Origin of the sequence: Streptomyces flavofungini (assembly GCF_014650815.1) — a bacterium.
GTDB classification, from domain to species: Bacteria; Actinomycetota; Actinomycetes; order Streptomycetales; family Streptomycetaceae; genus Streptomyces; species Streptomyces flavofungini.
Window position 1 is genome coordinate 1 of record NZ_BMVR01000030.1, and the last position, 24,502, is coordinate 24,502.

The 24,502-nt window shown below is 68.4% G+C and carries 17 protein-coding genes and 3 pseudogenes; 13 read left to right on the top strand and 7 right to left on the bottom strand.

All coding sequences use genetic code 11. The annotated features are described in order from the left end of the window. Positions 1-332: transposase (locus tag IE274_RS38260; RefSeq protein WP_190120567.1), on the bottom strand; the 332-nt coding region annotated here is incomplete at its 3' end. A gap of 274 nt (positions 333-606) precedes the next feature. Then, positions 607-933 (bottom strand): annotated as a pseudogene (locus IE274_RS38265) (IS701 family transposase); the annotation flags it as partial. 1,172 nt (positions 934-2,105) lie between these two features. Here IE274_RS38265 and IE274_RS38270 point away from each other — a divergent pair. From IE274_RS38270 to IE274_RS38280, 3 genes are all read left to right on the top strand, one after another. Next, the gene (locus IE274_RS38270) at positions 2,106-3,881 is read left to right on the top strand and encodes an AAA domain-containing protein (protein ID WP_190120568.1); all 1,776 of its coding nucleotides are present in this window, start codon (positions 2,106-2,108) and stop codon (positions 3,879-3,881) included. 206 nt (positions 3,882-4,087) lie between these two features. Beyond that, positions 4,088-6,196 (top strand): PDDEXK-like endonuclease domain-containing protein, encoded by a 2,109-nt coding sequence (locus tag IE274_RS38275; protein ID WP_190120569.1) that lies wholly within the window; start codon positions 4,088-4,090, stop codon positions 6,194-6,196. Then, on the top strand, positions 6,193-7,023 hold the full coding sequence (locus tag IE274_RS38280; RefSeq protein ID WP_190120570.1) for a hypothetical protein: 831 nt from the start codon (positions 6,193-6,195) through the stop codon (positions 7,021-7,023). Before IE274_RS38275 ends, IE274_RS38280 begins: the two co-directional genes overlap by 4 nt. Positions 7,024-7,086: 63 nt before the next feature. On the opposite strand, the gene IE274_RS38285 is transcribed toward IE274_RS38280, so the two are convergent. After that, positions 7,087-7,725, bottom strand: coding sequence for a hypothetical protein (locus IE274_RS38285; protein WP_190120571.1), 639 nt, complete (start codon positions 7,723-7,725; stop codon positions 7,087-7,089). A gap of 1,128 nt (positions 7,726-8,853) precedes the next feature. Here IE274_RS38285 and mblB point away from each other — a divergent pair. Genes mblB through IE274_RS38300 form a run of 3 tightly spaced genes read left to right on the top strand, consistent with a single transcriptional unit; the run spans position 8,854 to position 13,789 of the window. Then, positions 8,854-10,158 (top strand): anti-phage 6A-MBL system MBL-fold protein, encoded by a 1,305-nt coding sequence (mblB, locus tag IE274_RS38290; protein WP_190120572.1) that lies wholly within the window; start codon positions 8,854-8,856, stop codon positions 10,156-10,158. Continuing rightward, complete coding sequence (gene cap2-3 / locus IE274_RS38295) at positions 10,155-12,692, top strand: anti-phage 6A-MBL system cap2_3 protein (RefSeq protein ID WP_190120573.1); 2,538 nt, start codon at positions 10,155-10,157, stop codon at positions 12,690-12,692. The genes mblB and cap2-3 overlap by 4 nt, the downstream gene beginning before the upstream one ends. Continuing rightward, positions 12,689-13,789, top strand: a complete 1,101-nt coding sequence (locus IE274_RS38300) for a patatin-like phospholipase family protein (RefSeq protein WP_190120574.1) — start codon at positions 12,689-12,691, stop codon at positions 13,787-13,789. Before cap2-3 ends, IE274_RS38300 begins: the two co-directional genes overlap by 4 nt. Before the next feature lie 182 nt (positions 13,790-13,971). Here IE274_RS38300 and IE274_RS38305 read toward each other — a convergent pair whose 3' ends face one another. Continuing rightward, positions 13,972-14,589: a hypothetical protein gene (locus IE274_RS38305; protein ID WP_190120575.1), complete on the bottom strand. Its 618-nt coding sequence runs from the start codon at positions 14,587-14,589 to the stop codon at positions 13,972-13,974. 257 nt (positions 14,590-14,846) lie between these two features. On the opposite strand from IE274_RS38305, the gene IE274_RS38310 reads away from it, so the two are divergent. Genes IE274_RS38310 through IE274_RS38320 form a run of 3 tightly spaced genes read left to right on the top strand, consistent with a single transcriptional unit; the run spans position 14,847 to position 18,009 of the window. Then, a complete protein-coding gene (locus IE274_RS38310; RefSeq protein WP_190120576.1) occupies positions 14,847-15,179 on the top strand; it encodes a hypothetical protein in 333 nt (110 codons plus the stop codon). 56 nt (positions 15,180-15,235) lie between these two features. Beyond that, the gene (locus IE274_RS38315; RefSeq protein WP_229910104.1) at positions 15,236-17,437 is read left to right on the top strand and encodes a DnaB-like helicase C-terminal domain-containing protein; all 2,202 of its coding nucleotides are present in this window, start codon (positions 15,236-15,238) and stop codon (positions 17,435-17,437) included. Next, entirely contained in the window at positions 17,437-18,009 is a 573-nt protein-coding gene (locus tag IE274_RS38320) for a hypothetical protein (RefSeq protein ID WP_190120577.1), read from the top strand. The genes IE274_RS38315 and IE274_RS38320 overlap by 1 nt, the downstream gene beginning before the upstream one ends. A gap of 274 nt (positions 18,010-18,283) precedes the next feature. Here the strand turns inward: IE274_RS38320 and IE274_RS39930 are convergent, their stop codons facing one another. Further along, positions 18,284-18,730: a ThuA domain-containing protein gene (locus IE274_RS39930; RefSeq protein ID WP_307822214.1), complete on the bottom strand. Its 447-nt coding sequence runs from the start codon at positions 18,728-18,730 to the stop codon at positions 18,284-18,286. Positions 18,731-19,117: 387 nt separating this feature from the next. Here IE274_RS39930 and IE274_RS38330 point away from each other — a divergent pair. The 3 genes and pseudogenes from IE274_RS38330 to IE274_RS38340 form a co-directional block, all read left to right on the top strand. After that, positions 19,118-20,310 (top strand): IS3 family transposase gene (locus IE274_RS38330; RefSeq protein ID WP_372447296.1). Its coding sequence is split into 2 segments (ribosomal slippage): positions 19,118-19,403 and positions 19,403-20,310, totalling 1,194 coding nucleotides; the frame shifts between segments, so codons are not numbered across the junction. 353 nt (positions 20,311-20,663) lie between these two features. After that, on the top strand, positions 20,664-21,941 hold the full coding sequence (locus tag IE274_RS38335; RefSeq protein WP_190120579.1) for a putative hexosyltransferase: 1,278 nt from the start codon (positions 20,664-20,666) through the stop codon (positions 21,939-21,941). Positions 21,942-22,041: 100 nt separating this feature from the next. Beyond that, positions 22,042-22,394, top strand: a pseudogene (locus IE274_RS38340) (transposase); the annotation flags it as partial. Here the strand turns inward: IE274_RS38340 and IE274_RS38345 are convergent. Continuing rightward, positions 22,393-22,765: pseudogene (locus IE274_RS38345) on the bottom strand (transposase); the annotation flags it as partial. The pseudogenes IE274_RS38340 and IE274_RS38345 sit on opposite strands and share 2 nt — an antisense overlap. Positions 22,766-22,898: 133 nt before the next feature. Between IE274_RS38345 and IE274_RS38350 the strand changes: the two are divergent. After that, positions 22,899-24,083, top strand: coding sequence for an IS701 family transposase (locus IE274_RS38350; protein ID WP_190120580.1), 1,185 nt, complete (start codon positions 22,899-22,901; stop codon positions 24,081-24,083). Positions 24,084-24,257: 174 nt separating this feature from the next. On the opposite strand, the gene IE274_RS38355 is transcribed toward IE274_RS38350, so the two are convergent. Next, positions 24,258-24,502, bottom strand: a 245-nt coding sequence (locus tag IE274_RS38355) for a transposase (RefSeq protein ID WP_190120581.1), incomplete at its 5' end; no start/stop codon positions are given.

The window sequence follows — 24,502 nt, forward strand, 5'->3', positions numbered from 1 at the left end:
TGGGCGGTGTCGAGCACGACGCGGGTGACGTCGATGAGGCCGGCGTCATCGAGTTCGTGGAGCACGGCCTCGTGCAGCCGGCCCCAGACGCCGGCTCTGGACCAGATCAGGAACCGCCGATGAGCAGTCGACTTCGAGATCCCGAAGCAGGGCGGCAGATGCCGCCAGGCGCATCCGCTGACCAGCACATAGATGATCGCGGCGAACAGCGTCTCATCAGGCGTATCCGGTGTCCCGCCGCCCTGCGGACGCACTCTCGACGGCGGGATCAACGGCTTCGCGATCTCCCACAATCCGTCCGGAACAATCCAACTCCACGTCCCCTGACCCATGCTGAAGTACTACTCCGCCTCACCACATAGGACAACGTCCAATACTCCAGTGGGACTTCACCATTCGCGCTGGTCAGAGGCGTTCTTTCGAGCCTAGCGGGCTGATGGTGCCTCAGGGGGCCGGTTCGGTGAAGCGGCTTTCGGCGCGGGTGCGTCTGCGGTAGTGGCAGGCGCGGGCAATGGCCTGATGGCGTCTGCGCCAACGCGACCAGGTCAATGCGCCGACACCGCGGTGCGCGGGCCGGGGCCGACAACTCCCAGCAGGCGCCGGACCTCAGCCACGGTGAGCGGGGCCAGGTCGGCTGTGTCGTTTCTGTCGCCCCCTTTCGATCGCGGCACTGGCCATCGCGGCCAGGAAGGCATGCGCGAGCATGGCCAGGGTGATGTGCCGGTACCAGCCCGGATAGCGCCGCACTTCGTACTCGTCGAGGCCGCACTGGCCCTTGGCGGCCTGGAAGCATTCCTCGATCGCCCAGCGGGAGCCGGCGACGCTGACCAGCTTCTCGACGGTGGTGCCGACGGGCGCGTAGGCCAGGTAGTAGGCGATCTCGCCGGGACGCTTGAGGCTGCGGCGGGCCAGCACCCACCGCTCGTGGGTGGGGGGATCGGGGTCGAAGACGATATTGACGGGCAGCTTCGCATGGCCCGGGACGACCCTCCATCAGTCAGAAGGCGGTGCCCGTCTGAGAGCTGCCAGGCGCCGCCAGTCGGTCGCGCGCGGATCGTCGTTCGAGCCCGTTCAGCCACCGCTCGTAAGCAGAAGCACGATGAGCACAAACAGCAGAACGCCGCTTCCCCCGACCGCCATGGCAGCGGGAGCGCCCATTCGACGACGATGCGGGCGGACGTAGGTGCCGTCGCCGCGGCGGTAGCCACGTACGTGCGTCGTCGAGCCGGCGGGAATGGTGGCGCGGGGGCGGGAGGGTGAGGTACTGCGGGTCGATCGCCGTGAGCGGCGGTAATGCGGGCGGACGTAGGTGCCATCTTTGCGGTGATGCCCACGAACATGTGCCATCTGGGATTCCTCGGGTCAGTCGGGTCAGGAGTGGAGAGCAGGCCCAAACCGGGCATTCAAATGACGGTACAGCCGCCGACTGACACTCAATTCCGTTGGTCTGCACGGTCTTTGAGGGATCACGCCCTTCGTGTGCGTGAGGGGGCCGACTTCTCGTCGGCCTTCTCGCGTGCGCTCAGGCTCCCGCACCGCTGTCCCGTCCAGCAGTTGCGCCTTGAGCGGGTCCCGGCCGCGCTTGTCCGCGAACTGCCCGGCATGCTGGACCAACTGCAGCAACAGGACTGCTGGGTCGTGGTGGGCCTGCCTGGACCCGGCAGATCTGTGCTGGACGTCGCACGCAGCACGAGAACCCGAGCCGGTGATCGCCAGCGGGGAGCAGCCCGAGGGAACACGCGTGGCAGTCCGGTGCCCCTGACTGCGCGACGGCTGCTAGGACCGACCCAGGCTCTGCGTCACGCGGCCGTCACGCGTGCCCGCCAACGTCCCGTGTAGACAGCGGCCCTGGACCTGCGACCGCCCTGAGGGAAGTCCTCTTGCCTGCCAGGGATCGGCCGGTGGCGACGGTCGGCGAGGAACGGAGCCGAGGTTCCGGGCGCTCCCGGTGCGCCGCACGTGCTTCTTTCACGCCTGCGTGCGCCCCAACTCCCTCTGTCTGATGGTGCTGTGGGCTCCGTACGTTGGCCTGTTCGCCTCCAGCAAGGCGGGCCCCGGTGCGAGGCGGGCCGGGTTCGCCAGCCGAATCAGAAGAGGGGACACACGTGGAAGCCATCGTGCGGCACGCTCACCGGGAGAAAGTGGCCGCTGAGGCACAACAGTGGGCTGATGCTCTGATCGACCTCGGGCCCTACAACACGCTGTTGCACTTCAAGGACACCAAAACCGCGTCCCTGGATGTGACCGACGCTCATCCGCAGACCCTGACCTCACTCCTGGCCGGCCGCAAAACCCGCCTGGCCGGCCTCTTTCCCGATACCGCCGACCACGGTCCTGCCTGCACCCGGGCACGAAGCCTGCGCCGCAGGATGGTGGAGCTGGATGAGGAACAGGGCATCGAAGCCGGGCGCCTGGCCCTAGGCCTGTTGCGAGTTGACCCGCCGCCCACTCGAGGGAGCACTCCTGTGCCGACACTGCGCGCCCCGCTGCTGCTTCAGCCTCTGAACATCCAGCCGCGCACCGCATCCGAGAACGACTTCGTCCTCGAGGCGGCCGGCGAGGCGGAGATCAACCCGGTGCTGCTGTACGCGCTCAGCCGTCAGTACGGCATGGACGGCGACATGGAGGCTCTCGCCGACAAGGTGGCCACCGCTCTGGAAGAGCGTGTGGATCCGGCTGGCCGCATCCGCGCCGCGTACGGGATCCTCGAGGCCGACCTCATACGCAGCAACCTGACGGTCGAGCTGGAAGAACGCATCGTGGCGGGCATCTTCAGCTTCGACCGGCTCCCCATGGCCCAGGACCTACGCAGCGCCACCGAGCTGCTGGCCGACCACCCGGTCATCGCCGCTCTGGCCGGTGACCAGGAAGCAAACCGTGCCCTGGCCGAGGACACCGGCCCTCGGCCTGCATCTGGCGCCGACGACATCCCGCCCCCGTCGGAGTACCTGGTACTCGACGCGGACGCCTCCCAGCAGACGGTCATCAGCGCCGCTCTGACCGGCTCCCACCTAGTGATCGAAGGGCCGCCGGGAACGGGCAAGAGCCAGACCATCGCCAACCTGATCGCCACCTTCTCGGCCCATGGCAAACGCGTCCTGTGCGTTGCCGAGAAACGCGCCGCGATCGAAGCCGTCACCGACAGCCTTGCCACCGTGGACCTGGACGGCCTGGTCTTCGACCTCCACGGCAACAAACTCAGCCGCCGCCAGATCGCCCAGCAACTGCACGACGCCCTGGAACAGGCCAGCCAACAGGCGCCGCCCCGCCCGGCCGACCTGCACACCAGCCTGGCCCACTACCGCGAAGAGACCCTCCGGCACATACAGGAGTTCCACCAGCTGCTCGATCCCTGGCGGCTGAGCCCACACCAGACGATCACCCACCTGATGGGCTGCCCGCCGGCCCACCACACGCACCTCCGTCTGCGCGGCCCCGCACTGCGACACCTCCACGGCGAGCACTACCGCCAAACCGAGCAGGACCTGCGGACCTTCGTCGCCAAGAAAGGACTGACAGTCCGCCGCGGCGAGTCCCCCTGGTCCCACACGCAGGCCCGCACCGAGGACGAACTGCGCACTGTGGTGGCCGGCCTCGACCAGCTCACCGGCACGGCACTGAACGACACCCGCCGAGCCCTGGAGAACCTGGTGGACACCGCAGGACTGCGCCGCGCCGACGACCTCCAGGGATGGCAGGCCCTGCTCACCCTGCTGCACGACGTCACCGCGACCCTGACCCGCTTCGAAGCGGCCGTCTTCGCCCCCGGCCTGGACGATCTCATCACCGCCACCGCCACCGCCACCGCCACCGCCACCGCCACCGCACCTGGCGCAAAGAACACGACCGGCGCATCGGCTGGTGGCATCGCCGAAAACTGATCAAACGGGCGCGTGGCCTGTCCAAGGACGGCCTACGCCAAAGCCCTGCGCTGCACGCCGCCCTCCTCCAAGCCGCTGACCAGCACACCCGCTGGCAGTCGCTGTCCGAGACCAGCGACGCGAACCCCTGGACCGTCCCCGGACTCTCCCGCGCCCTGGCCGCCTTCACCGACCTGCACAATCAGCTGGCCGCGATAGCCCTGTGCGTGTGCTGGGACGGCTGGCAGACCGCACCCGCGGACGAAGTAGACAAAACCATTCAGCGCCTCGACGGTGACCGCGACACCTTGCTGCGCATGCCCGAACTCAACCAGCTCACCGACCGGCTCGAAGACGCCGGACTGGGCGGCTTCCTTGATGAGCTGGCACACGCGGACACAGACCCTGACACGGCGGTGGCCACCTTCCGCTATCTGTGGTGGTCGTCGGTGCTGGAGGAGGCGCGCATGCGCTCCGCCTACCTACGGTCCTTCAACCATCTCGAACACGACCACGTTGTCGAACAGTTCCGCCGCCACGACCTCGACCACCGGGACAGCAACCCCGCCCGCGTCCGCTACGAGGTCGCCACCCGGCTACGCAAGGTCCGCGACGCCCACGCCGACCAGAACACCTTGGTGCGCACCCAGGCCCGCCGCAAGTCCCGGCACCTTCCGTTGCGCAGGCTCGTCGACAAGGCCCCCGACGTGCTGCTGGCCGCCAAGCCGTGCTGGGCCATGTCGCCCCTCATCGTCAGCCGCGTCCTGCCAGCCACGTGCCTGTTCGATGTTGTCATCTTCGACGAGGCCAGCCAGGTCATGCCACACGACGCGATCACCTCCATCATGCGTGCACGGCAGGTCATCGTTGCCGGTGACCCTCACCAATTGCCGCCCACCACCTTCTTCCAGCGTGTCCTGAGCGGCACCCAAGAACGCACCAACGACGAACTCGACGACGATGCGACACCGGCCGTCTACGAGTCGCTACTGGACATGCTCTGCAGCCGGCTGCCCCATATCCACACCCTGAAATGGCACTACCGCAGCCACGACGAACGCCTGATCGCCTTCTCTAACCACGCCATCTACAACGACCGGCTCGTCACCTTTCCCGGCACCACCCTCACCAGCCCCATCCGCCTTGAGGCCGTTGACGGCCACGCCCGACCCGGCCAGAGCGGTTCCGTCCCCGAGGAAGTCGAACGTGTCGTCGAGCTGGCTCTCGACCACGCCACCCACACCCCCCACCTCAGCCTCGGCGTCATCACCATGGGCCAGCACCACGCCGACCGCATCAGCCTCGCCCTGCAACACGCCCTCCAAGACCGCCCCGAACTCCAGGAGTTCTTCAGCCCCGACGCCGGACCCCGACGGCGCTTCTTCACCAAGAACCTCGAGCAAGTCCAGGGCGACGAACGCGACGCCATCATCCTCAGCATCGGCTACGGCAAAGGCGCCAACGGCCGACTGTCCATGGCCTTCGGCCCGCTCAACAACGACGGGGGAGAGCGTCGACTGAACGTCGCCATCACCCGCGCCCGCCAAACGATGACGGTCGTCAGCTCCTTCACCCACCACGACTTCGACCCCGGCAAACTCAAGAACACCCGCAATCGCGGGCCCGAACTGCTGCGTGCCTTCCTCGAGTACTGCTCCCACGGAGGAGACCTCCAACGCACCGGAACCGCGCGCACTGACTGGAATCTCAACCCGTTCGAACACCAAGTCCTTGCCACCCTCGAAGCCGCACACGTCCCCGTCACACCGCAATGGGGCGTATCCGGCTACCGCATCGACTTCGCCCTCGGCCACCCCGAACGCCCCGGCCAGATGATCCTCGCCGTCGAAACCGACGGCGAGCGCTACCACAGCGCTCCCAGCGCCCGCGACCGCGACCGCCTGCGCCAGGCACACCTGGAACGACTCGGTTGGCGCTTCCACCGCATCTGGGCCGCCGACTGGTTCACCAACCCGCACACCGAACTCGACCGCCTCCTCGCCACCTGGCGCGACGCCGTACGGCAGGCCGACGAAACTCCAGCTGACCCCTCCGGCCTGCTCCGCCCGGCAGCGCCCCCGCCTTCTGCAGCAGTCAAACGCCGCCCTCGTCCGGCTCTGCCTGCAGCGGATCGCATCGGCGACTACTCCGACGCCGACCTGCTGGCTTTGGCGTCCTGGCTGCTGAGCGACGGATTCCAACGCGACCGCGACACTCGCATCACCCAGGCCGTCACCGAACTGGGCTTCAAGAAACGCGGCCGCGTCATCGTCGAACGCCTCACCCGCGCCTTCGAACAGGCCCAGCACGCGGCAGACAAGGAGACCCAGCGATGAAACCCCTCGACCCCCTCACCCTCGAACGCGTCGCCCGCCTCATCATCGACATTGACGGCCCCTTTGAACGCCGCGGCTACCAACTCACCCAACTCCTGCAACGCACCGCCTGGCCCCAGCCCCCCGAGTACGACGGCTCACCTCGCATCCCCTGGCTCACCGACATCCTGATCAGCACCGATGATCCAGCCGCTGTCAGCCGTCTGCTGTGCCGCATCTGCGACCCACTCGAATACGACGACGGCCTCGCCTCCGCCGACATCATCCGCCAGGAACTCAACTCCCAGCTCGCCGCCGAACAGCTAACCGTCACCTACGTCTCTGGGCGCCCCGTCCTGGGCCAGCCCAGCACCGACGGCCACACCACCGTCTTCACCGCCCCTGACGACCTCGAAGCCCGCATACGCCCCCTCGTCAGCAGCGAGGAATTCCTCCAGCAGCTCATGGAACGCGTCACCGAAACGCAGATCTGCGAGCAGTACGGCGCCTACGGCCTCACCATCATCGGCATCGGCAGCTTCGCCGAAGCACTGCTCCTGGACGTCCTCACCCACCGTGACCCCACCTTGCTGCAGGGCTTCCTTCTGCCGAACGGCAAGCGGATCGCTCCCGAACGAGCAAGCTTCTCCCTCCTGCTCGACACCGCTCGAACCCACGGCTGGATTCAGATGGACGCCCACGACTTCATGAAGATCGTCCGCGACTACCGAAACTTCGTCCACCTGCGCAATCAGCAAGAACGAGGCGTCACACCTGACTGCGACACCGTCGGCATGTGCTGGGGCCCTGTCCTCGCCGTCCTCAACGACCTTGAGACCAGCCGCTAGAGGGTTCGGCTTCGCCCTTTGCTCCGTCGCGTGTCGAACGACTGAGACGAATCCGGCGAACCGTCACTTGGCGTGTTCGGGCTGGGGCTTTTCCTCGGGGGCGGTTGTCTGGCCGGGTGCTTCGGGGGCGGTGTAGAAGACGGACGCGCCTTGCTTGGTGCGCTGGGCCCGGTTCTTGGCCACCAGATTCTCGAGTGTGGTGCGCACGACGGTGGTCTTGATGCCGCGGTCGGAGTGTGCCTGGCCGAGGTCGGCGGTGATTTCCGCTGCGGAGCGCGGTTCGCTCTGCGCGGCGAGATGACGGGAGATGAGCTCGACCAGTGTGGGCTCGGCGGTCTTTGCGGCCGCCGTCTTGCGGGCCTGCTTCCCGCCCGCCGTGCGGCGTTGCGGTGTACCGGCCTTCTTGGCGGTCGGCTGCTTGCTGTTGCCCGCGGCGGCTGAGGCTTTGCCCCGGGGAGCGGGCACCGCGCCGGCCTCCTCCGGCACTTCAGCGGTTGCCGCGAGCGGGGCCGCAACCTCCAGGGCCTGGCGGATGTTGTTCAGTACGGTGTGGTCATGGTGCAGGGTGGCCAGTTGCTCCTGCAGGGTGTCGATCTCTGTGCGGATACGTTCCTGCTCCTTGACGTTGCGTTCCAGATCGCCGCTGACCTGGGCGGCGTACTGCGATGCCAGTGCCGTGGCTGCGCTCGTGGTCTCGGTCATGGGTGTCGGCCCTTTCTCTGTGCTTCGGCCGTGGCCGCGGTCGCAGGACGGTGTCACAGTGACGCCCACGCGCCTTTCGGGCAGGTGGGCCGTGTGGCGGTGACAATAGCCCCTGTTCAGGGCTTTGGCGTACCGACCACCCGGACGAGGTGAGCCCGGCTGCGCCAAGGACAACGGCCCGCGCGCTCCTGGAAGCTCGCAGCACCAGGCTGCCGTCCGGCACATGGGGCTGCGGAGGAGCGGCCAGAAAACTTCGCCGGACTCACGGCTGCGGGGCCAGGACGCGAGCATGCCGTACGGAGGTGGCGCCCCACTCCCGCGGGCCCCAGCCCACGCTGAAGGCGGCAGTGCCACGGGGGAGTTCAGCACCGAAACGGCCCTCGACGACTGCCGCTGCCGCCCGCTTCCTGCGGCGCGACGGCCTTCACGCCTGACCAACTGCCCCTATCCGGCTGGTGACCGCCTCCCGTGGCCCTCGGCGCCCTCCCGCGACCAGGGAAGGGTGCCGGGCTCCGAACCGGATAGGCACGGTTCGGAGCCCGGCGTGACCACGGCCTGCTTGAGGATCAGGCTGCCATCCTGGAAGGGTGTAGCTCCTTTGGAGGGACGGCTTCACCAGCGCAGACCTGCGGATTCTCAAGCGATACATGAACCTTCCGGCCGCTCCGCACCCTCCAGTAACGGGCGTCCAGCCGATCTTGGTTGCGGCTGGTGGAGCCACCTGCGGCATTCGACCGACGGGCAGCCGCACCTGGCGTGATCGTTCTGCCAAAGCCCCAGCTCAGCCAGTCCCTCCAAGAGAGCCACACCCATCCTGGAATCACCTCCCATCACCCGTGCCGGCGAACCGCGCTGCTGCTGCCCGTCGACGGCCACGAGACTGAGCTCCTCCCCATCAGGCACGTTCCGCGCCTTGACGAGCCACTCGTCAAAGAGCTGCTCGCTGTGCAGCGCCTGCAGGGTGTGCAGGCCTGGGCGCTCTGCACGCCCTTGCCGTCCTCCGCCAAGGTCTGAACACTTCGCTGCCTGATCATGGCGGCGTTGTCAGTGGCGCGTGGTACATCTGGCCTGAAGCGAACGTGTCTGCTTTTGCCGCTAGTTGATCAACATTGAGTGAAGAGGTACGACATGGCGGAGACGGAACTTCCCGGGCAGGGGGTGGTGTTCCGGCCGGTGGGCACGGGGGACTCCACCACGGTCGTGGTCGGCGACAACCTGGTCATGCAGGTGGACCTGCGGGACATGAAGGCCGCTGACGAGGACGACGCGGTGGTCGCCGCCGTTATCGACCGACTGGAGGAGACCCTGCCGCGGCCCGACGGTAAGACTCCCTACCTGGCGGTGTTCGCCCTGACCCACGCCGACGCGGACCACTGCTGCGGTTTCGGTGACCTTCGGGAGAGCTCCATCCTGATCGGGGAGATCTGGGCGACGCCCCGGCTGTGGCGCGAACTGTCCGAGGACAAGCCGATGTGCGAGGACGCACAGCGTTTCCAGGACGAGGTCGAGCGACGTGTGGACGCCACCCTCAAGGCCATCAAAGACGGCAAGGAGCCGGCCAGCGGAGACCGGGTGCGCATCATCGGCTACGACGAGGACCGTGAACTGCACTCCTATGCTGAACTGCCCGACGAGTACTTCACCTTCCCCGGCGATGTGATCACCAAGGTCGACGGTCAGGACGTCACGGACCGCTTCGAGGCGTTCGTCCACGCACCGTTCAAGGACCACTGCGCCGGCGACCGCAACGACACGTCCTTGGCCCTGCAGGTACAGCTGAAGGCCAGTGACGGCACCGTCGGCCGACTGCTGTTCCTGGGCGACATCGCCTACCCCATCATCAAGATGATCTTCGAGAACAGTGAGGCCGCAGGCAACTCGGACCGGGTGGAATGGGACGTGTTGCTCTCCCCGCACCACTGCTCCAAGAAGGCCATGTACGCCGACGGCGAGGACGGCGAGGAGGAGCTCAAGCAGGACCTTCTCGACCTGCTCCAGGCACAGGCCAGTCCGGACGCCCGGGTGATCGCCAGCTCGTTGCCCTTCCGGAAGAAGGACGAGAAGGGCAACAACCCGCCGCACCTGCTGGCCCGGGACGCCTACGAGTCGATCACCGACTACGCGGTGCTGTGCACGGGGGAGTACCCCTCCAAGGAGGAACCCCGTCCGGTGGTGTTCGCCCTGGAGCCGGGCCTGGGTCTCGAACTTGTGGACGTCGCCGATCTGGAGAACAAGGCCCGGGCGCTGGAGGCCGCAGGCGGGGGATGCCGGCTGCTGGCCGCGCTGGGTACCTCCCGCTTCCCGGCCGCGGCCTTCGCTGCCAGTGTCGGCCTGCCGCACCCGCGGGGCACGGACGCCGCGCGCGCCGGTGTGCAGCAGGCCAGGGGTGAAAAGGCCGAGCCGGCGGTGCAGATCGGATTCGGTGCCGCGTGAAGGACAGCACCACCCTGGAACTCACCGAGGGCCAGCAGCTCGCCCTCGACCAGCTGCACCGGATCGTCCAGGCATCTCGAGGATCGGTGGCGGCCACGCACGTGGCCTCCGCTGCCGACGGGTACGTCGAGGCCCGCGTCAGCGTCGGCTGCGCCAACCTGTTGCGCACCCAGGGCGGCCTGCGGCTGCGCAGCGTGGAGGGGATCACCCTGCGGATCCCTCCGAACTTCCCCTTCACTGCCCCCAACGTGCAAACTCGGCACACCCGCTTCGCTGGCGCCCCGCACGTCAACTGGGGCCGCCACCTGTGCCTGTACCGCTCGACGGCGACCGAGTGGGATCCGGCCGACGGCATGTACGGGTTCATCACCCGCCTCCTGGACTGGTTCGAGGCGGCCGCTGCGGGACAACTGGACCGGCCCGGTGAACCCTTGCACCCTCCGAACGCCTTGACCGACCGCACGGCGGGACTCCTCGTGATCCGCCGCGACGCGCCCGTCGCACGACCGGACGGGCCGTGGCTGGGCGCCGTCGTACTGCACCAGGTCAACGACATCAGATGCGACGCCGTGGGCTGGCTTGCTGTCGAGGACTCCTGGCCCGACAGCCTGGAACAGTTGCGGGAGAGCGCCGCGCTGCCGTCCGGCGCCCGCGCCTTCCTCGCCCCCGTCGTCGTCACCACGAAGCACCTGACGTTCGAATACCCGCTCGCCGCGCGGGAACTGGTGGAGTCCCTGACCCGCGACCACATCACGCCGCGCCTGCTGCTGGGGCTGACGGGATGCGTCGCGGGCCACAACCGCACCCTGCTCTGCCCCGATGCCGACGCGTCAACCGGGGACGACGAGGACACTCCGGCCGCGCCGGTGCACCTGCTGCTGGGCACCCCCTCGCGGGGTATCGCCGGCGACGGGCCGCGCCGGACGCACCTGGTGGCCTGGCACCTGCCCGACTTCGCCGATCAGGTCGGGCGCTTGGCCGTCCGCACCGCCTTCAGCGGACGTGCGCACCTGGCCGAACTCGGCGACGAGGTCGTCCGGTTCGGCACCGACTGGCTCGACCGCCAGAGCATCCGGTGGATGCGCGTCTACGAAGCCCGGCCCGAGACCACGGTCCGACGCGACCACACCACCCCCGCGGCCTGGCTACGCGGCAAACGCATCCTCGTCCTGGGCGCGGGCGCCCTGGGAGCCCCCGTCGCCGACATGTGCGCCCGCGCGGGCGCCGCGCACCTCACTGTGGCCGACCACGGACTCGTCCACCCGGGAATCCTGGCCCGCCAGCCCTACGCAGACGCCGACACCGGCTATTCCAAGGCGAGAGTTCTGGCCGACCGCCTCAACCGGATCGATCCCCACGCCACCTGTGTCGAAGCCCTCGTCGACAACGTCACCACCCGGCTGTCCGCCCTCGATCTGCACTCCTTCGACCTGATCTGGGACTGCACCGCCAACCGCATCGTCCGCGCCCACCTCGAACGTGCCCGCCGCACCGACACTGCCAGCTGGCCCCATCTGGCCACACTGATGATCGGCCACCACGCCACCCGCGGCATCGCCGCCCTCTCACCCCGCGGTGCCACCGGCGGTGGCACGGACGTCCTGCGCCGCACCGCGCTGACCGCGCGCGCCGACGCCACGCGCGCCTTTGACGACCTGATCGACGACTTCTTCCCCACCGAGCCCCGCACCGACCTCTTCCAGCCCGAACCCGGCTGCTCAGACGCCACCTTCACTGGATCGGCCGCCGACGTTACCGCACTGGCCGGACAGCTGGCGATCGGCATCCTCCACGCGCTAGCCGAACCCGTCGACCGGCACACCATGGCCGCCCTCATCGTCCGGGTGCCCGCCGGCCCCACCAGCACCCAGCCCGCCGGGCCGCGCTGGCTGACCTGGCCCAACGACATCCTCGCCACGGACGAGGCCACGGGCTACGACGTGCGCATCACCCCCGCCGCACTGGCCGAGATGCGCACGGAAGCCCGCCGTGGCGCCCGCCTACGGGGCCCGCGCGTGGAAACCGGCGGCCCCCTGCTCGGCGCCGTCGACGACGCCACCGGCGTGATCTTCATCGACGAGGCCACCGGCCCGCCCCCCGACTCCCTGCTGACCGAGGCCTACTTCCAGCACGGCCTGGACGGCGTCAGCGGCCACCTCGCCGCCCGCCGGAGGGCGACCGGCAACATCAGCCGCTTCCTGGGCATGTGGCACATCCACCCGCACACCGCCGCCCAGCCCAGCGCCACCGACCGCGCCGCCATGACTAGCCTCACCCTCCCGCTGGACGACGCCCCCGCCCGCGCCCTCGTCCTCATCGCCGGAGGACCGGCCCCCGTCTGGCACAAGTGGCTCGCCACCGGTGACAGCCCCGACCTCTACGTCCACCTCGCCGCCCGCACCGCCTCGGTCACGGCCGAGCCGCCCCCGCCGCAACCGCCCGCTCACCTCGGCCCAGCGCAGTGGTGGCCTGGCGGCTACTCCACCCGCCCCCACAGCCCCGTCCCTGTCCCACGCAAGGGCTCCCGCTCATGACCCGCACCATCGGCCTCGCCCTGTCCGGCGGCGGCTTCCGCGCCGCCGCCTTCCACCTCGGTTGCCTGCGCGCCCTGCACGACCGCGACCTCCTCGACCGCATCCGCGTCGTCTCCGGCATCTCCGGCGGCTCTCTCCTCGCCGCCCTGTGGGCCTACGGCCCGCCAGACTTCGCCGACTTCGACGCTCGCGCTACCGACCTGCTGCGCTCCGGCCTTCAACTGGACATCGCACGGCAGGCGTTCAAGCCCTCTGCGGCCGTACGCAACCTCACTGCGGCCGCCCGCGCAGGCGCCCGCGGACTGTTCTCCAGCTACAGCGGCGTCAGCGTCGCCCGCCCCGCCAACCGCACCGACGCCCTGGCCGCTGTCCTCACCCACAAGGCGTTCGGCACCACCACCATGGCCGACGTCACCCGCCCCGGCCTCGACGTCGTCCTCACCGCCACCGACTTGGCCACTACCAACGCCGTCCGCTTCGGCAGCACCCACAGCGGCTGCTCCCGCTACGGCACCATCACGAAGCCCATCCACGTTGCCGTTGCCGTCGCTGCCTCCGCCGCGTACCCCGCGCTCCTGCCAGCCCTGGAACGCACCTTCATCTTCGAGCGCCGCGATGGGCACCGGCAGCAGCACACCGTGCTGCTCACCGACGGCGGCGTCTACGACAACCTCGGCCTGTCCGTCCTTGAGCCCGGACGCTCACCGCACCACACCCAGCACGTCTACGACGTGCCCTTCATCATCTCCTGCGACGCCGGCCTGGGCGAACTGGACCTGAAGGCGCCGCACTTCATGCTTGGACGCCTTAGTCGCTCCTTCGCCACTGTCCACCGCAAAGCACAGGACTCCGCCCGCTCCCGCCTGTATGAATGGGCCGAGAGCGGACGCATCGACGGCTTCGCCCTCGCGTACCTCGGCATGAAGGACGACCGGCTGCCCGCACCGCCCGCCGACCTCGTTCCGCGCAGCGCGGTCGCCGCCTACCCGACCAACTTCGCCGCTATGGCCAGCAGTGACTTCGAGGCCATCACGACCCGCGGCGAACAGCTCATGCGTACCGTCCTGCCGATGTACCTGCGCCCCGCAGCCTGCTGAGGCAGCAGCGGAAACCGTCCGCTGCACTGACAACGAGGACCGCGACAGGCGGTCGCGGATGGCGGGACGGCAGGTCAGCAGCAGGATGGCGCTCAGGCTGGAGCAAGGCCAGGGAGTCCCCGGCTCTTCGGCCTCGTCCCGACCACTCCCGGCCCTGGGGGCAGCCTGTGGCGGCTGACCCCCTAGAACTGGTGGTTTCCGGGATGACCGGCAGGGAGCAGGCACAGGCCGTCGTCGTTGTCTGCGGCTGCGGTGGCGGGGCATTCGTCTATCACGGTGAGGGTGTAGGGGTGGCCGGTGTGGGGTGCGGGCCAGCACACCCACCAGGTGGTGCTGGTGTTGTCGGGTCGGTCCTGGCTCTGGGCGAGACGGACATGCGGACCGTCGTGGCCGGCCGTGTACTGGCAGCGGTGGTGTGTCTCGGCTTCGTGCACGGCATCTTCCAGGTCTTCCAGCATGGCCCGGTCGCTGTCGGTGATGCCGGCTGCTGCGGCGCACTGGCCGGCGTATGTGCTGCAGCCTGAGCTGACCGGATGCCCTTGCGGCAGGTGGCAGTCGGAGCAGGAGGAGGCATGGGTCAGGGTGTGGCCGCCGGCGTCCCACCACAGCCAGTACGTGACGACCGGGGGATCCTCGTCCCAGGCGAGGTGGTCGATGAGGGCGACATGGCGGCCAGGATGGGCCCCGCGTAGCTGGCAGCCGTAGGAGGGGCCGTCTTCCCACAGGTCTGAGACGTCGGCCTTGGCGTCCAGAGTGAGCTGATCCTGCGGGCTGAGCGTCACAAGGTCACGGCATGTCATGCCGAGAGCATGGCAGCGGCCACTGACAACGTCGGGGCATGCCGTCGGCGTCAGCGAACAGGAACCAAGCCGCCATGTTCTGCCCCAGCTCGTCGGGACGGGCAAGCACCTTTGCGTTGACCTGGAGCTTGGGGCACCGGAGAAGCATGCGTGCTCGTGCTGACACGGTGTGCCGCAGAGACGAGCACGGTCGCCGGGCTCAGACCTTCCCGGGTGATACTTTGCAACAAGTTGAAGAGTCTGCAGGGGGTGTGAGGGTGCTTCAGATCCAGATCGGGCCGGAGCGTGAGGCGGGCCCGGGTGACAGTCTGGGGCGGTCCGTGATCGGCTGGCGTCCGGGGATGCGTGAGGATGATGCCTGGCAGGCGGGCCGGGGCGTGTGGAAGTTCCGGACGGGCCGGGCGCTCGCCGAGGACGAGGTGCAGATCGTCAACACCGAAGGACTGGTCCTGGCCGTCGCAAGGATCACCGGCATTTCCAAGCACGGTGATCGTTATGCCTTGGAGGGGCAGCTCCTGCGGGGTGACCCCCGTGTCGGCCGGCTCACAGCCTGTCCGCACCCGTCCCGTAATCCCGTGGCCTACGTCTGACGGCCTGTCACCGGCCGCAGCTGTGCTGCGGTCCATGGAGTGGAGAGGAAGCGCTCGTGCAGGAGTCCACACCCGCCGGGCCCACCGGGCCTGCCGGTGACCGTCCGTCTGCCGGGGGCGGGGGAGTGCCGCGGGGGCTGACCTCGCTGGGGGACGCTATTGGCGCCGTACTCACCTCCGGTCCGGCAGCCGGTGGCCTCACGTTCGGGCTGCCCGGTCTGGACGCTGCGACGGGTGGTCTGCAGCCGGGCCGGCTGACGGTCGTGGCGGCGGCCCCGAGCGTGGGCGGAAGCCTGCTGGGCCTGGCCGCCGCCCGGCAGGCGGCGCTCGTCGGCAACCGCCGTGTCCTGTATGCGGCGTCGGGGCCGAACCGGTCCGACATCACGCGCCGGATCATCTCCGCGGTGACCGGCGGCGACTACCCGCGCCTGAAGCAGGGGCGCCTGACCGAACACGAGCAGCACCTCGCCCAGCAGCTGGTGCACGCACCGCTGATGATCGACGACGGCAGTGACCTGACCGCTGGGGCCATCGCGGAGACCGCCCCGCACGTCCCCGGCCTGGCCCTTATCGTCGTGGACCGGCTCCAGGCCGTCCACAACCCCCTCCTTCCCCTGTCCGGCGACCGTCTCCCGCAGGCCTCCCAGGCCCTGGCCGCTCTCGCCCGCACCCTGCACGTTCCGGTCCTGGCCGTCGTGGACAGCGACAGCCCTGCGCTCCTGGCGCTCCTGGACGCCGACATCCTGCTGACGCTCACTCCTGCCGCGGACCCCTCCCAGGTCCAGGTGACGGTCGCGGAGCGCGACTTCGGCGCGATCAGCTCGGCGTACCTGATCCCCGACCTGTTGCACGCCCGCTTCCTTGATGCCGCTGCCGCCCCCGACGGCGGTACGGACAGCGTGGGAAGTCCGCCGAGACTGGGCAGCGTGGAGCGGGAGCTGGCCGAAGCAGCGCTTCCCTACACCTCCGGTGCCCGGCAGGGCCTGCCGGCTTCCGTCACGCATGTTCTGGCCGCGCTGCGCACCGCGTTGACCAACGGTGACCAGGAAGCCCTTGGCTACCTCGCACCGTCCCTGGCCGAGGCTGCTGCGACGCCGCGGCAGCTGCCGGACACCGACGAGGGACGCCGTCTCGCCGCCGCACTGAACGCCTACGCCACCGCCGGGTCCGCCGACACCATCGGGGAGCCCGCTGCCGTTGCCGAGCCCGCCGCGGGCGCCGTCCACGGCCCGGACGGCGCCGACGAGGACGACGAGGACGACGACCGGGAGGTGCTGGCGCCGGGCGACGAACAGGACGAGCCCGAGGGCGCGGTGTTCCCTGCTCTGCGGATCCTCAAGGACGCGGTCGGCCGCTCGAAGATGCACCCGATCGCGGTGATCCGCACCCAGGACCGCGACAGCGGTCCGTGGCCGCTGATCAGTGAGGACATGGACGGCGAGCCCCGCTGGGTCCACCCCGATGTCACCAGCGAGCGTGTCGCCCACACGAGGGCGAACGGCAAGCGCGTCAGGCGCGACAGGCTTCAGCTGCCCGACGCCTTCGGCGAGGGCGTGCTGTGCCTGATCGACCGCAACGGCAGCTACCCTTCGGCCTGCTCGGCCGTCCCCCTGGCCCCGAACAAGCTCCTGCACACAGGTCCTCTCGAAGCGTTCGACAAGACCCAGGCCGGCATCTACCTCATCGACATCCCGCCGTGGAACCACACCGACATGCCGCACCCGCTGGGCCGCATCATCGAGCGCCCCGACGACCAGGGCCGCGTCTGGGTCACCACCCCCCACATCAAGCAGCTGGAGAAACTCGTCCGCGAAGGCCACCTCGATACGGCACCGACCATCCACGACTCGTGGACGGGAAAGGCGAACGAGTCCCTCTTCAAGCCCTTCTACGCCGCCGCCCGCCAGGCACGCGCCGAACTCATCGAAACGGGCGGGGAACCCTACAAGACCTACAAGACGCGGCTGTCGATCGCCCTGCGCCTGCTGTGGCCCAAACGCCCCGAACAGCGCTCCCCGTTCTGGCGGCCCGACTGGCGCATGAGCATGGTCGCCGAGGCATCGGTGCGCCACTGGACCACCGCCTTCAAAGCCGTGAGGGAAGGCCACACCCTCATCGCCCTGCGCAACGTCGACGCCGCCGTCTTCTTCACCCCCAACGGCACACCCCCCGCGACCTACCGGACCGGCACCGGCTTCGGCGAAGTGAAAGCCGCGTTCATCCAGCCCGGCGAGATCATTCCCGAAGGTGACGACTGATGGCCGGCCCCACCGGCCACGGCACCTCCCTGGGCGGCTCCCTGGGCGACCTGCTGCGTGCCCAGGTCACCCCCCGCCACCGGCTCTCGACCTACAACGCCCGGCACTGGCACGCCCAGCTCCGCCAGCTCACCGGGACCCACCGCGGATACCAGGCCCTTCACGACGCAGGCCTCCACGTGACCACCCAGACCCTCATCAACTGGCTGTCCGACCCCGAATACAACATCCGCCGCGGCTACCGCGACCTCATCCACACCGCCTACGAGAACATCGCCCTCGTCCCCGCCGACCCGATCCCCGACCACGTCAGGAACGGGCAGTTCGAGATCAGCGGCACCGTCAAAACCGGCCAGGACGAACGCGAGCGCGGCACACGACGCGCAGCGCCGCTGCGCATCGACGGCCGTCGGGGCGACTGGAGCGCGATCGAGGAACTCTGGGCAGCGGGAGAGCTCACCGACGACGCGTTCGAGGACCACTTCATCGACGACGTCATCGTGGCCGACATCGGCGAAGGAACCGACGGATGGGACTTCCCCGGAAGCTCCTACTCCGTCGAGCTCAGGTGACTCCCCTTCGAGAACGGCCAGTTTGAGACCAGCGGCATTCGGGGCGCTCCCCGTTCACGGTGCCTTCTCAACTGTGTACCGAAGTGCCGGTGCACTTCGTCCAGTTGACCGGCGCGGGCGGCCGCTGTGGTCCGGGCTTGACGGTTTGCAGCGAGTTTCATGAACTCGTCCCCGGCCATCTTCCAGTCGAACTTGAGGGAGTACGAGCCGAGGAAGCGGTGGGCGTACCAGAGCAGGCCCATGCCGCCGGCAGTGGCGATCGTGCCGTCGTGCTTCAGGACGCAGGAGCCGGGGCCGGCCTGCTGCCACTTGGCGAGGGAGGCAGCGGTGCCCGTCGAAGAGCGGGACGCAGCCCTGTTCGGGGCGGCCGTCGGCCCTGGGCTGCGCAGATGGCGTAGCGGATGCCGCCGAGCAGGTGCTGGCGGAAGACGGGTTCGGCGTACGCTGTCGGGTGTGGCCGCCACCGGTGTAGACAGAGCCCGCCTTCGTACTGCTGGCACCAGGTGATGGGATGGTCCCCGCCCATGGAGCCGCCGCTGTATGACGACTCGTCGAGGGAGGCGAAGCCCTGGGCCCGCTGCCGGGGGTTGGAGCGGCAGTTGCACCACTCGTCGGCGCGCTTCCACCCGGCGCCGAGTCGGCGGTCGCCGGGTGGACGTGGTCCTCGACCTTGATCCTTGCGGGCTGGGTGGCCGTGTTCAGTGATCGTCTCGGAATGCAGTTATCGGCGTGGGATTTCCTTTGTGACTGCGGGACGGGGCGGATTGTGCCGCCCGGGAGGGAAAGCCCCGTCTGGCGCGCAGCAGTCCGCGGCGGGCAGGGCGGCTGGCGAACGTTCGCTCGGTAGGCGTGCACCGGGTGCACGGCCGCGTACCGCGGATCCAGGCCATGCGGTGTGTTCGTGATCGGTGCACACAGCGACCGCAGAGTGCCGCCCGCCGTAGAGGAAGGGCGCGGCCGTAGAGGACGGACATCCGAGCCCTCCAACCCGTCGGCGGCCGGGCAGCCTGCCGAGGGTCGGACGCTGTCCGAAGCACAAGGGGGCCTGACCCTGCGTCCTGGACACCGTAGGCACTGGATCTTGAGGATCTGGGAGAACGGAGTCCCTGTGGGGATGAAGCAATACCCCGCCGAGTTCAAGGCGGACGCGGTCGCGCTGTACCGCTCGGGGCCGGGAGCGACGATCAAGGCGGTCGCGGCCGATCTGGGAGTCGACACCGAGACGCTCAGGAACTGGATACGGGCCGCCGACGGGCGGCGCCCGGGCTCGCACTTCGCAGCCCAGCCGGACGCGTCGGCACCGGACTCGACGGAGGTGGCCGCCTTGCGCAAGCGGGTTCGTGAACTCGAGGAAGAGCGGGACATCCTGCGCAAGGCGGCCCGGTATTTCGCGACGGAGACGCGCTGGTGAACCGCTTCCAGTTCGTTGAGGACCACCAGCGCCGGCACGGCGTGAAGCGGCTGTGCATCGTCTTGGTCATTGCCCGCTCGAGCTTCTACTACTGGCGCAAGACCACCGCCGGCCGAGCCGCCCGTCAGGCGGCCGATGCGAAGCTCGCCGCGAAAGTACGCGCCGTCCACCGGGCCTCAGACGGCACCTACGGCGTCCCGAGGATCACCGCCGAGCTCCGCGAGGACGGCGAGCATGTCAACCACAAGCGCATCGCGCGCGTCATGCGCACGATCGGCCTGGCCGGCGTCCGTCTGCGCCGGCACCGCACCACCGTCCCGGACCCGGCCGCCGCGAAGGCCCCAGACCTCATCGGCCGGGACTTCACTGCCCAGGCAGTGAACACCAAGTACGTCGGTGACATCACGTACTTGAGCGCCGGAGGCGGGAAGTTCTGCTATCTCACGACCGTCATCGATCTTGCATCACGGTGCCTGGCGGGCTGGGCGCTGGCTGACCACATGCGCACCGAGCTCGTCATCGACGCCCTGACCGCTGCCGAGCGGACCCGGGGCAGCCTCAAAGGCGCCATCATGCACACCGACCACGGAGCCCAATACACGAGTAGGGCCTTCGCCGACGCCTGCCGCCGGGCGGGCGTCCTGCAGAGCATGAGCGCCGTGGGCAGCTCGACGGACAACGCCGCCGCGGAGAGCTTCAACGCGACCTTCAAAAGGGAGACATTGAAAGACCGAAAGGGCTGGTCAAGCGAGCGCGAGGCCCGCCTCGACGCGTTCCGCTGGCTCCACCGAGACAACACCCGACGCCGACACTCCCACCTCGGACACCGCAGTCCCATCGCCTATGAGACAGCCTCCGCAACAACAACTACGCTGACCGAAGCCGCATAAGCCCGTGTCCAGGACGCAGGGTCAAGGCCCGTGCCAGCGGTCGGGACTCTGATTGGACAGGGAGGCTAGCGTGTCGGTGCACTGGATGTGAGTGTGCGTGCCGTCGATGTGAGTGCAGTGGCCTTCCCCGGTCGGGATGGTTTCGTGGGGAAGGAGAGGGAGGAGACGGTGGAACTGGGTGGTGAAGGACTCGCTGTCTGCGATCCGGTGGGAGAAGGCGAGAACGGATCGTAGCCGGTGTTCGCGGGCGGCTTTGAGCAGGGTGATCTGGGCGGCCGCGAGGGTCACTGCGGGGCAGCCCGCCCTGACGTGTCCTTCCACCATGTGCGGCTCACCGCGTGGTCTGATGCGGTGTGACCAATCGGCCGTCGCAGCGCGATGCTCGCAGCAGCCCTGATCTCGTCGGCGCGAGAGTCAGTGACCAGGACAACCACGACCGGTCTCGCTCCGCTGTGGTGGGCAGTCTGGGGCAGACACTGCGCAGCGCGCTACCGGCCCTTGCTGGCTATGTGCTGGTGCGGGCGGTCAGTCTGGGCGTGCTCGCCGTGTGGGCCCATGTAAAGCACCGGCCCCTGATGCGTGTGCTCGTGACCTGGGACTCGGGTTGGTACCTCATGATTGCCCGCGAGGGCTATGACCGGCACCTGAGCGTCCATCATGTGGGTGGACCGGGCTGGCAGTACAACAACCTGGCGTTCTTCCCTCTCTACCCCTACGCGATGAGGGCCCTGCATACCCTGTCTCCATGGACGCTGGAACAGGCCGGTTTGGTGATTTCCTGGACCAGCGCGCTCGCCGCCGCCTGGGGAATTTACGCCGTCGCTGAACACCTTTACAGCCAACGAGTCGGTATCCTCGCCGCTGCCCTGTGGGGAACGGTTCCGGCCGCTGTGGTGACGAACATGGCGTACACGGAGGCACTGTTCACCGCCCTGTGCGCATGGAGTCTGTACGCGGCACTCACCGGCCACTGGATCTGGGCCGGTGCACTCAGTTTTCCTGCGGGTCTTACCCGGGCCGCAGGTGCCGCGGTCGTCGTTGCCGTGATGGCAGCGGGGCTGATCGAGCTCTGGAACCGGCGCCAGACCTTCGGAGCCGGTCTGAACACCAGCCCGGTTGATGCATCACTGTGGCGGCTGCTGGCCGGTGTGCTTCTGGCACCACTGGGGCTGGCCAGCTACCTGGGGTGGGTCGCCGTCCGGCTCGGCACGTACGACGGATACTTCCAAGTCCAGAAGGACTGGGGGGCCACTTTTGACGTCGGCGCGGGAACCGCACACCAGATTTGGAAGATCCTCGCCAGTGCGACCAACATCCCATTGTGGTATGCAGTCGTCACGGTCGGCCTGTGCATTGCCGTTGTCCTGCTCGTAGTCTCCGCAGCCGGGCGCCAGCCGGCGCCCCTCCTCATCTACAGTGCGCTGAACCTGACCATCGCGGTGGGGGTTAACGGTTCCTACATGTCGCGGCTGCGGTTCCTGCTTCCTGCCTTCCCTCTCCTGTTCCCCCTGGCCATGGCCCTGGCCCGAGTTCGTACCCCAGTCCCCCTCTGGACCCTGCTCACCGCCGCCACCGCGACCGGAGCCGTCCTGGGGGGCCATCTCCTGCTCGTCTACCCCCTGTGGCCATGAGCTTGACCTTCTCACCCCATACAAGAAGCCCCTCCACCGCCCACTCACCGGGGTGGGAAAGGATTGCAACCACACCCACTCCTCCATCGGCTCCGGCGTCGGGCCGGTCGAGGTCAAGGTTGCGCGTGACACCTCGGGCACGTTCGAGCCGCAGAGCGTCAGGAAGCGGCAGCGGCGGCTGACCGGGGTGGACGAGATGGCGCTGCCGCTGTCCGCGAAGGGGCTCACGCACGGCGAGATCGCCACTGCCCACCTGGCCGAGGTCTATGGGGCCGAGGTCTCCAAGCAGACCATCTCCTCCATCACCGGCACAGTGACGGAGTCATGGCCGAGTGGCAGAACCGGCCCCTCGACCGCGTCTATCCGGTTCTGTTCGTGGACGCCATCAACGTCAAGACCAGGGACGGGCAGGTCGCGAACCGTCCCATCTGCGTGGTGATGGCGGTGACCGTGCCCGCTTGCCCAGCGCCCCGCAGTACTGCGGAGCCACAACGACCGACATCCGACCATCCTTGGGCACCGACACGTCGTCGATTACCCAGGCCGTCGGGTCAATCAACGGCAGCATGCGTTCGGTGATCCTCCGTTGCACCGGCACCGGATCCCACGTGGACTGGTTCACGAACTGCTGCAGGTTCTGCTCGTTGCCGTCCGGCAGCCGACAAGCCATGGCCTGGATGGACTTGCGGCGGCCGTCCAGTATCAGTCCGCGCAGATAGCAGTCGCCCTTGGCCCGCGGGTCCTTCTGCGGCACCGAGGCGAAACACGTCCGCCACGAACAACGCCAACTTCGCCCGAACACGGTTCACTTCATGTGCGTCCACACACAACGTGCTCCCGAACAGGACTGACAGGAAGACCTACTGACCTTCTCGGGATGTTGTCGGATGGTGGGTCAGCTTAGTACTGCAACGGTGTTTGTGGTGACTGCTGGGCAGGTCAGTCGTTGGTGTGGTTATGGGTGGGGGTATTGCTGATGTCAGGTTGTGGGCCGGTGAACTGAGCATGGTGCACGAGCGGTTCGTGCACCGGTTCAATCGGCAGGAGCCGCGTCAGACTGCGCTGGTCTACATGCGAGGGCTGATCGCCTCGCTGGAGCGGAAGAACGGCTGGACGCTCGCGGAGGAGGCCGGGCACGCGGGGCCTGATCGCATCCACCGGTTGCTGAACCGGATCGAGTGGGACGCGGACGAGGTCCTGGACGATGTCCGCGGCTACGTCGTGGAACATCTTGGAGACCCGCAGGCTGTCCTGATCGTGGATGACACCGGATTCCTCAAGAAGGGCATTCGCTCGGCCGGCGTGCAACGGCAGTACTCCGGCACCGCGGGACGCACCGAGAACAGCCAGATCGGCGTGTTCCTCGCCTACGCCACGCCCCGCGGACGCACACTGATCGATCGCCGCTTGTATCTGCCCACGTCATGGACCGATGACCGGGAAAGGTGCCGAGGCGCCGGCATCGACGACAATGTCGCCTTCGCAACGAAGGTGGTCATGGCCAAGGCAATGGTTCGCCGGGCGGTCCGGGACAAGATTCCCTTCGGCTGGGTGACGGCGGATGCCGCCTACGGCTTCAGCAAGGGCTGGCGCTTTGAGCTGGAACAGGCCGATGTCTTCCACGTCATGGCCACCACCCGGCACGACACCGTCGTCACCCGCTGGTCCATAGACCACCCCGTCCACGATCTGTTTCCCGGCCTGCCACGGCAGAAGTGGAAACGTCGTTCGTGCGGTGCGGGAGCACACGGCCCGCGGCTCTATGACTGGGCTCGCGTCGAGGTCCGGCCCTGGCATCGCGAAGACCGCCGACACTGGGTCATCGCCCGCCGCAGCGTCAGCCGGCCCGAGGAGATCTCCTACTACATTGCCTACTGTCCCGCCCAGACCACCCTGGACCAGCTGGTCTCAGTTGCGGGCAGCCGGTGGGCTGTTGAGGAGTGCTTCCAGACCGCGAAGCAGGAGTGCGGCCTGGACGACTACCAAGTCCGCCGCTACCCCGGCTGGCACCGCCACATGACCCTGGCCATCGCCGCTCACGCCTGCCTGACCGTCCTGCGGGCCCGCGAACTCGACACAGAGAAAGCAGAAACGGATCCTCCCAGCTCATCCACCTCAGCCTCGCGGAGATCAGACGCCTGATCACCCGCCTCACCCACCGCCAGCCCCCGCCCATCGACCACATCTGGCACTGGTCGACATGGCGCCGCAGACGACAACACCAAGCCCGCGTCAGCCACCACAAACGACGCGGACACAGCCCATGACAACTGCCCAGCAGTCACCACAAACACCGTTGCAGTATTAGACGTTGTCCTATGTGGTGAGGCGGAGTAGTCGCTTGTAGCAGCACAGGGCGGCTGCGAGGCCGAGGAAGGCCAGGTAGTTGGAGGGGTGGCGTTCGTAGCGGGGGCTGAGTCTGCGGTAGCCGGTCAGCCAGGACAAGGTCCGCTCGATCACCCACCTGCGATGCCCCAGTCGTTGGCGGGATTCGATGCCCTTGCGCGCGACACGGACGCCGATGTGTTTGCCCCAGAGCCATCGCCGCAGGGTGGGGATGT

Excerpts from the sequence above, each read along its gene's own strand:
- IE274_RS38280 (WP_190120570.1), top strand. The coding sequence starts at position 6,193 with ATGAAACCCCTCGACCCCCTCACCCTCGAACGCGTCGCCCGCCTCATC.
- IE274_RS38285 (WP_190120571.1), bottom strand. The coding sequence starts at position 7,725 with ATGACCGAGACCACGAGCGCAGCCACGGCACTGGCATCGCAGTACGCC.
- mblB (WP_190120572.1), top strand. The coding sequence starts at position 8,854 with ATGGCGGAGACGGAACTTCCCGGGCAGGGGGTGGTGTTCCGGCCGGTG.
- IE274_RS38300 (WP_190120574.1), top strand. The coding sequence starts at position 12,689 with ATGACCCGCACCATCGGCCTCGCCCTGTCCGGCGGCGGCTTCCGCGCC.
- IE274_RS38305 (WP_190120575.1), bottom strand. The coding sequence starts at position 14,589 with ATGACATGCCGTGACCTTGTGACGCTCAGCCCGCAGGATCAGCTCACT.
- IE274_RS38320 (WP_190120577.1), top strand. The coding sequence starts at position 17,437 with ATGGCCGGCCCCACCGGCCACGGCACCTCCCTGGGCGGCTCCCTGGGC.
- IE274_RS38350 (WP_190120580.1), top strand. The coding sequence starts at position 22,899 with ATGGGTGGGGGTATTGCTGATGTCAGGTTGTGGGCCGGTGAACTGAGC.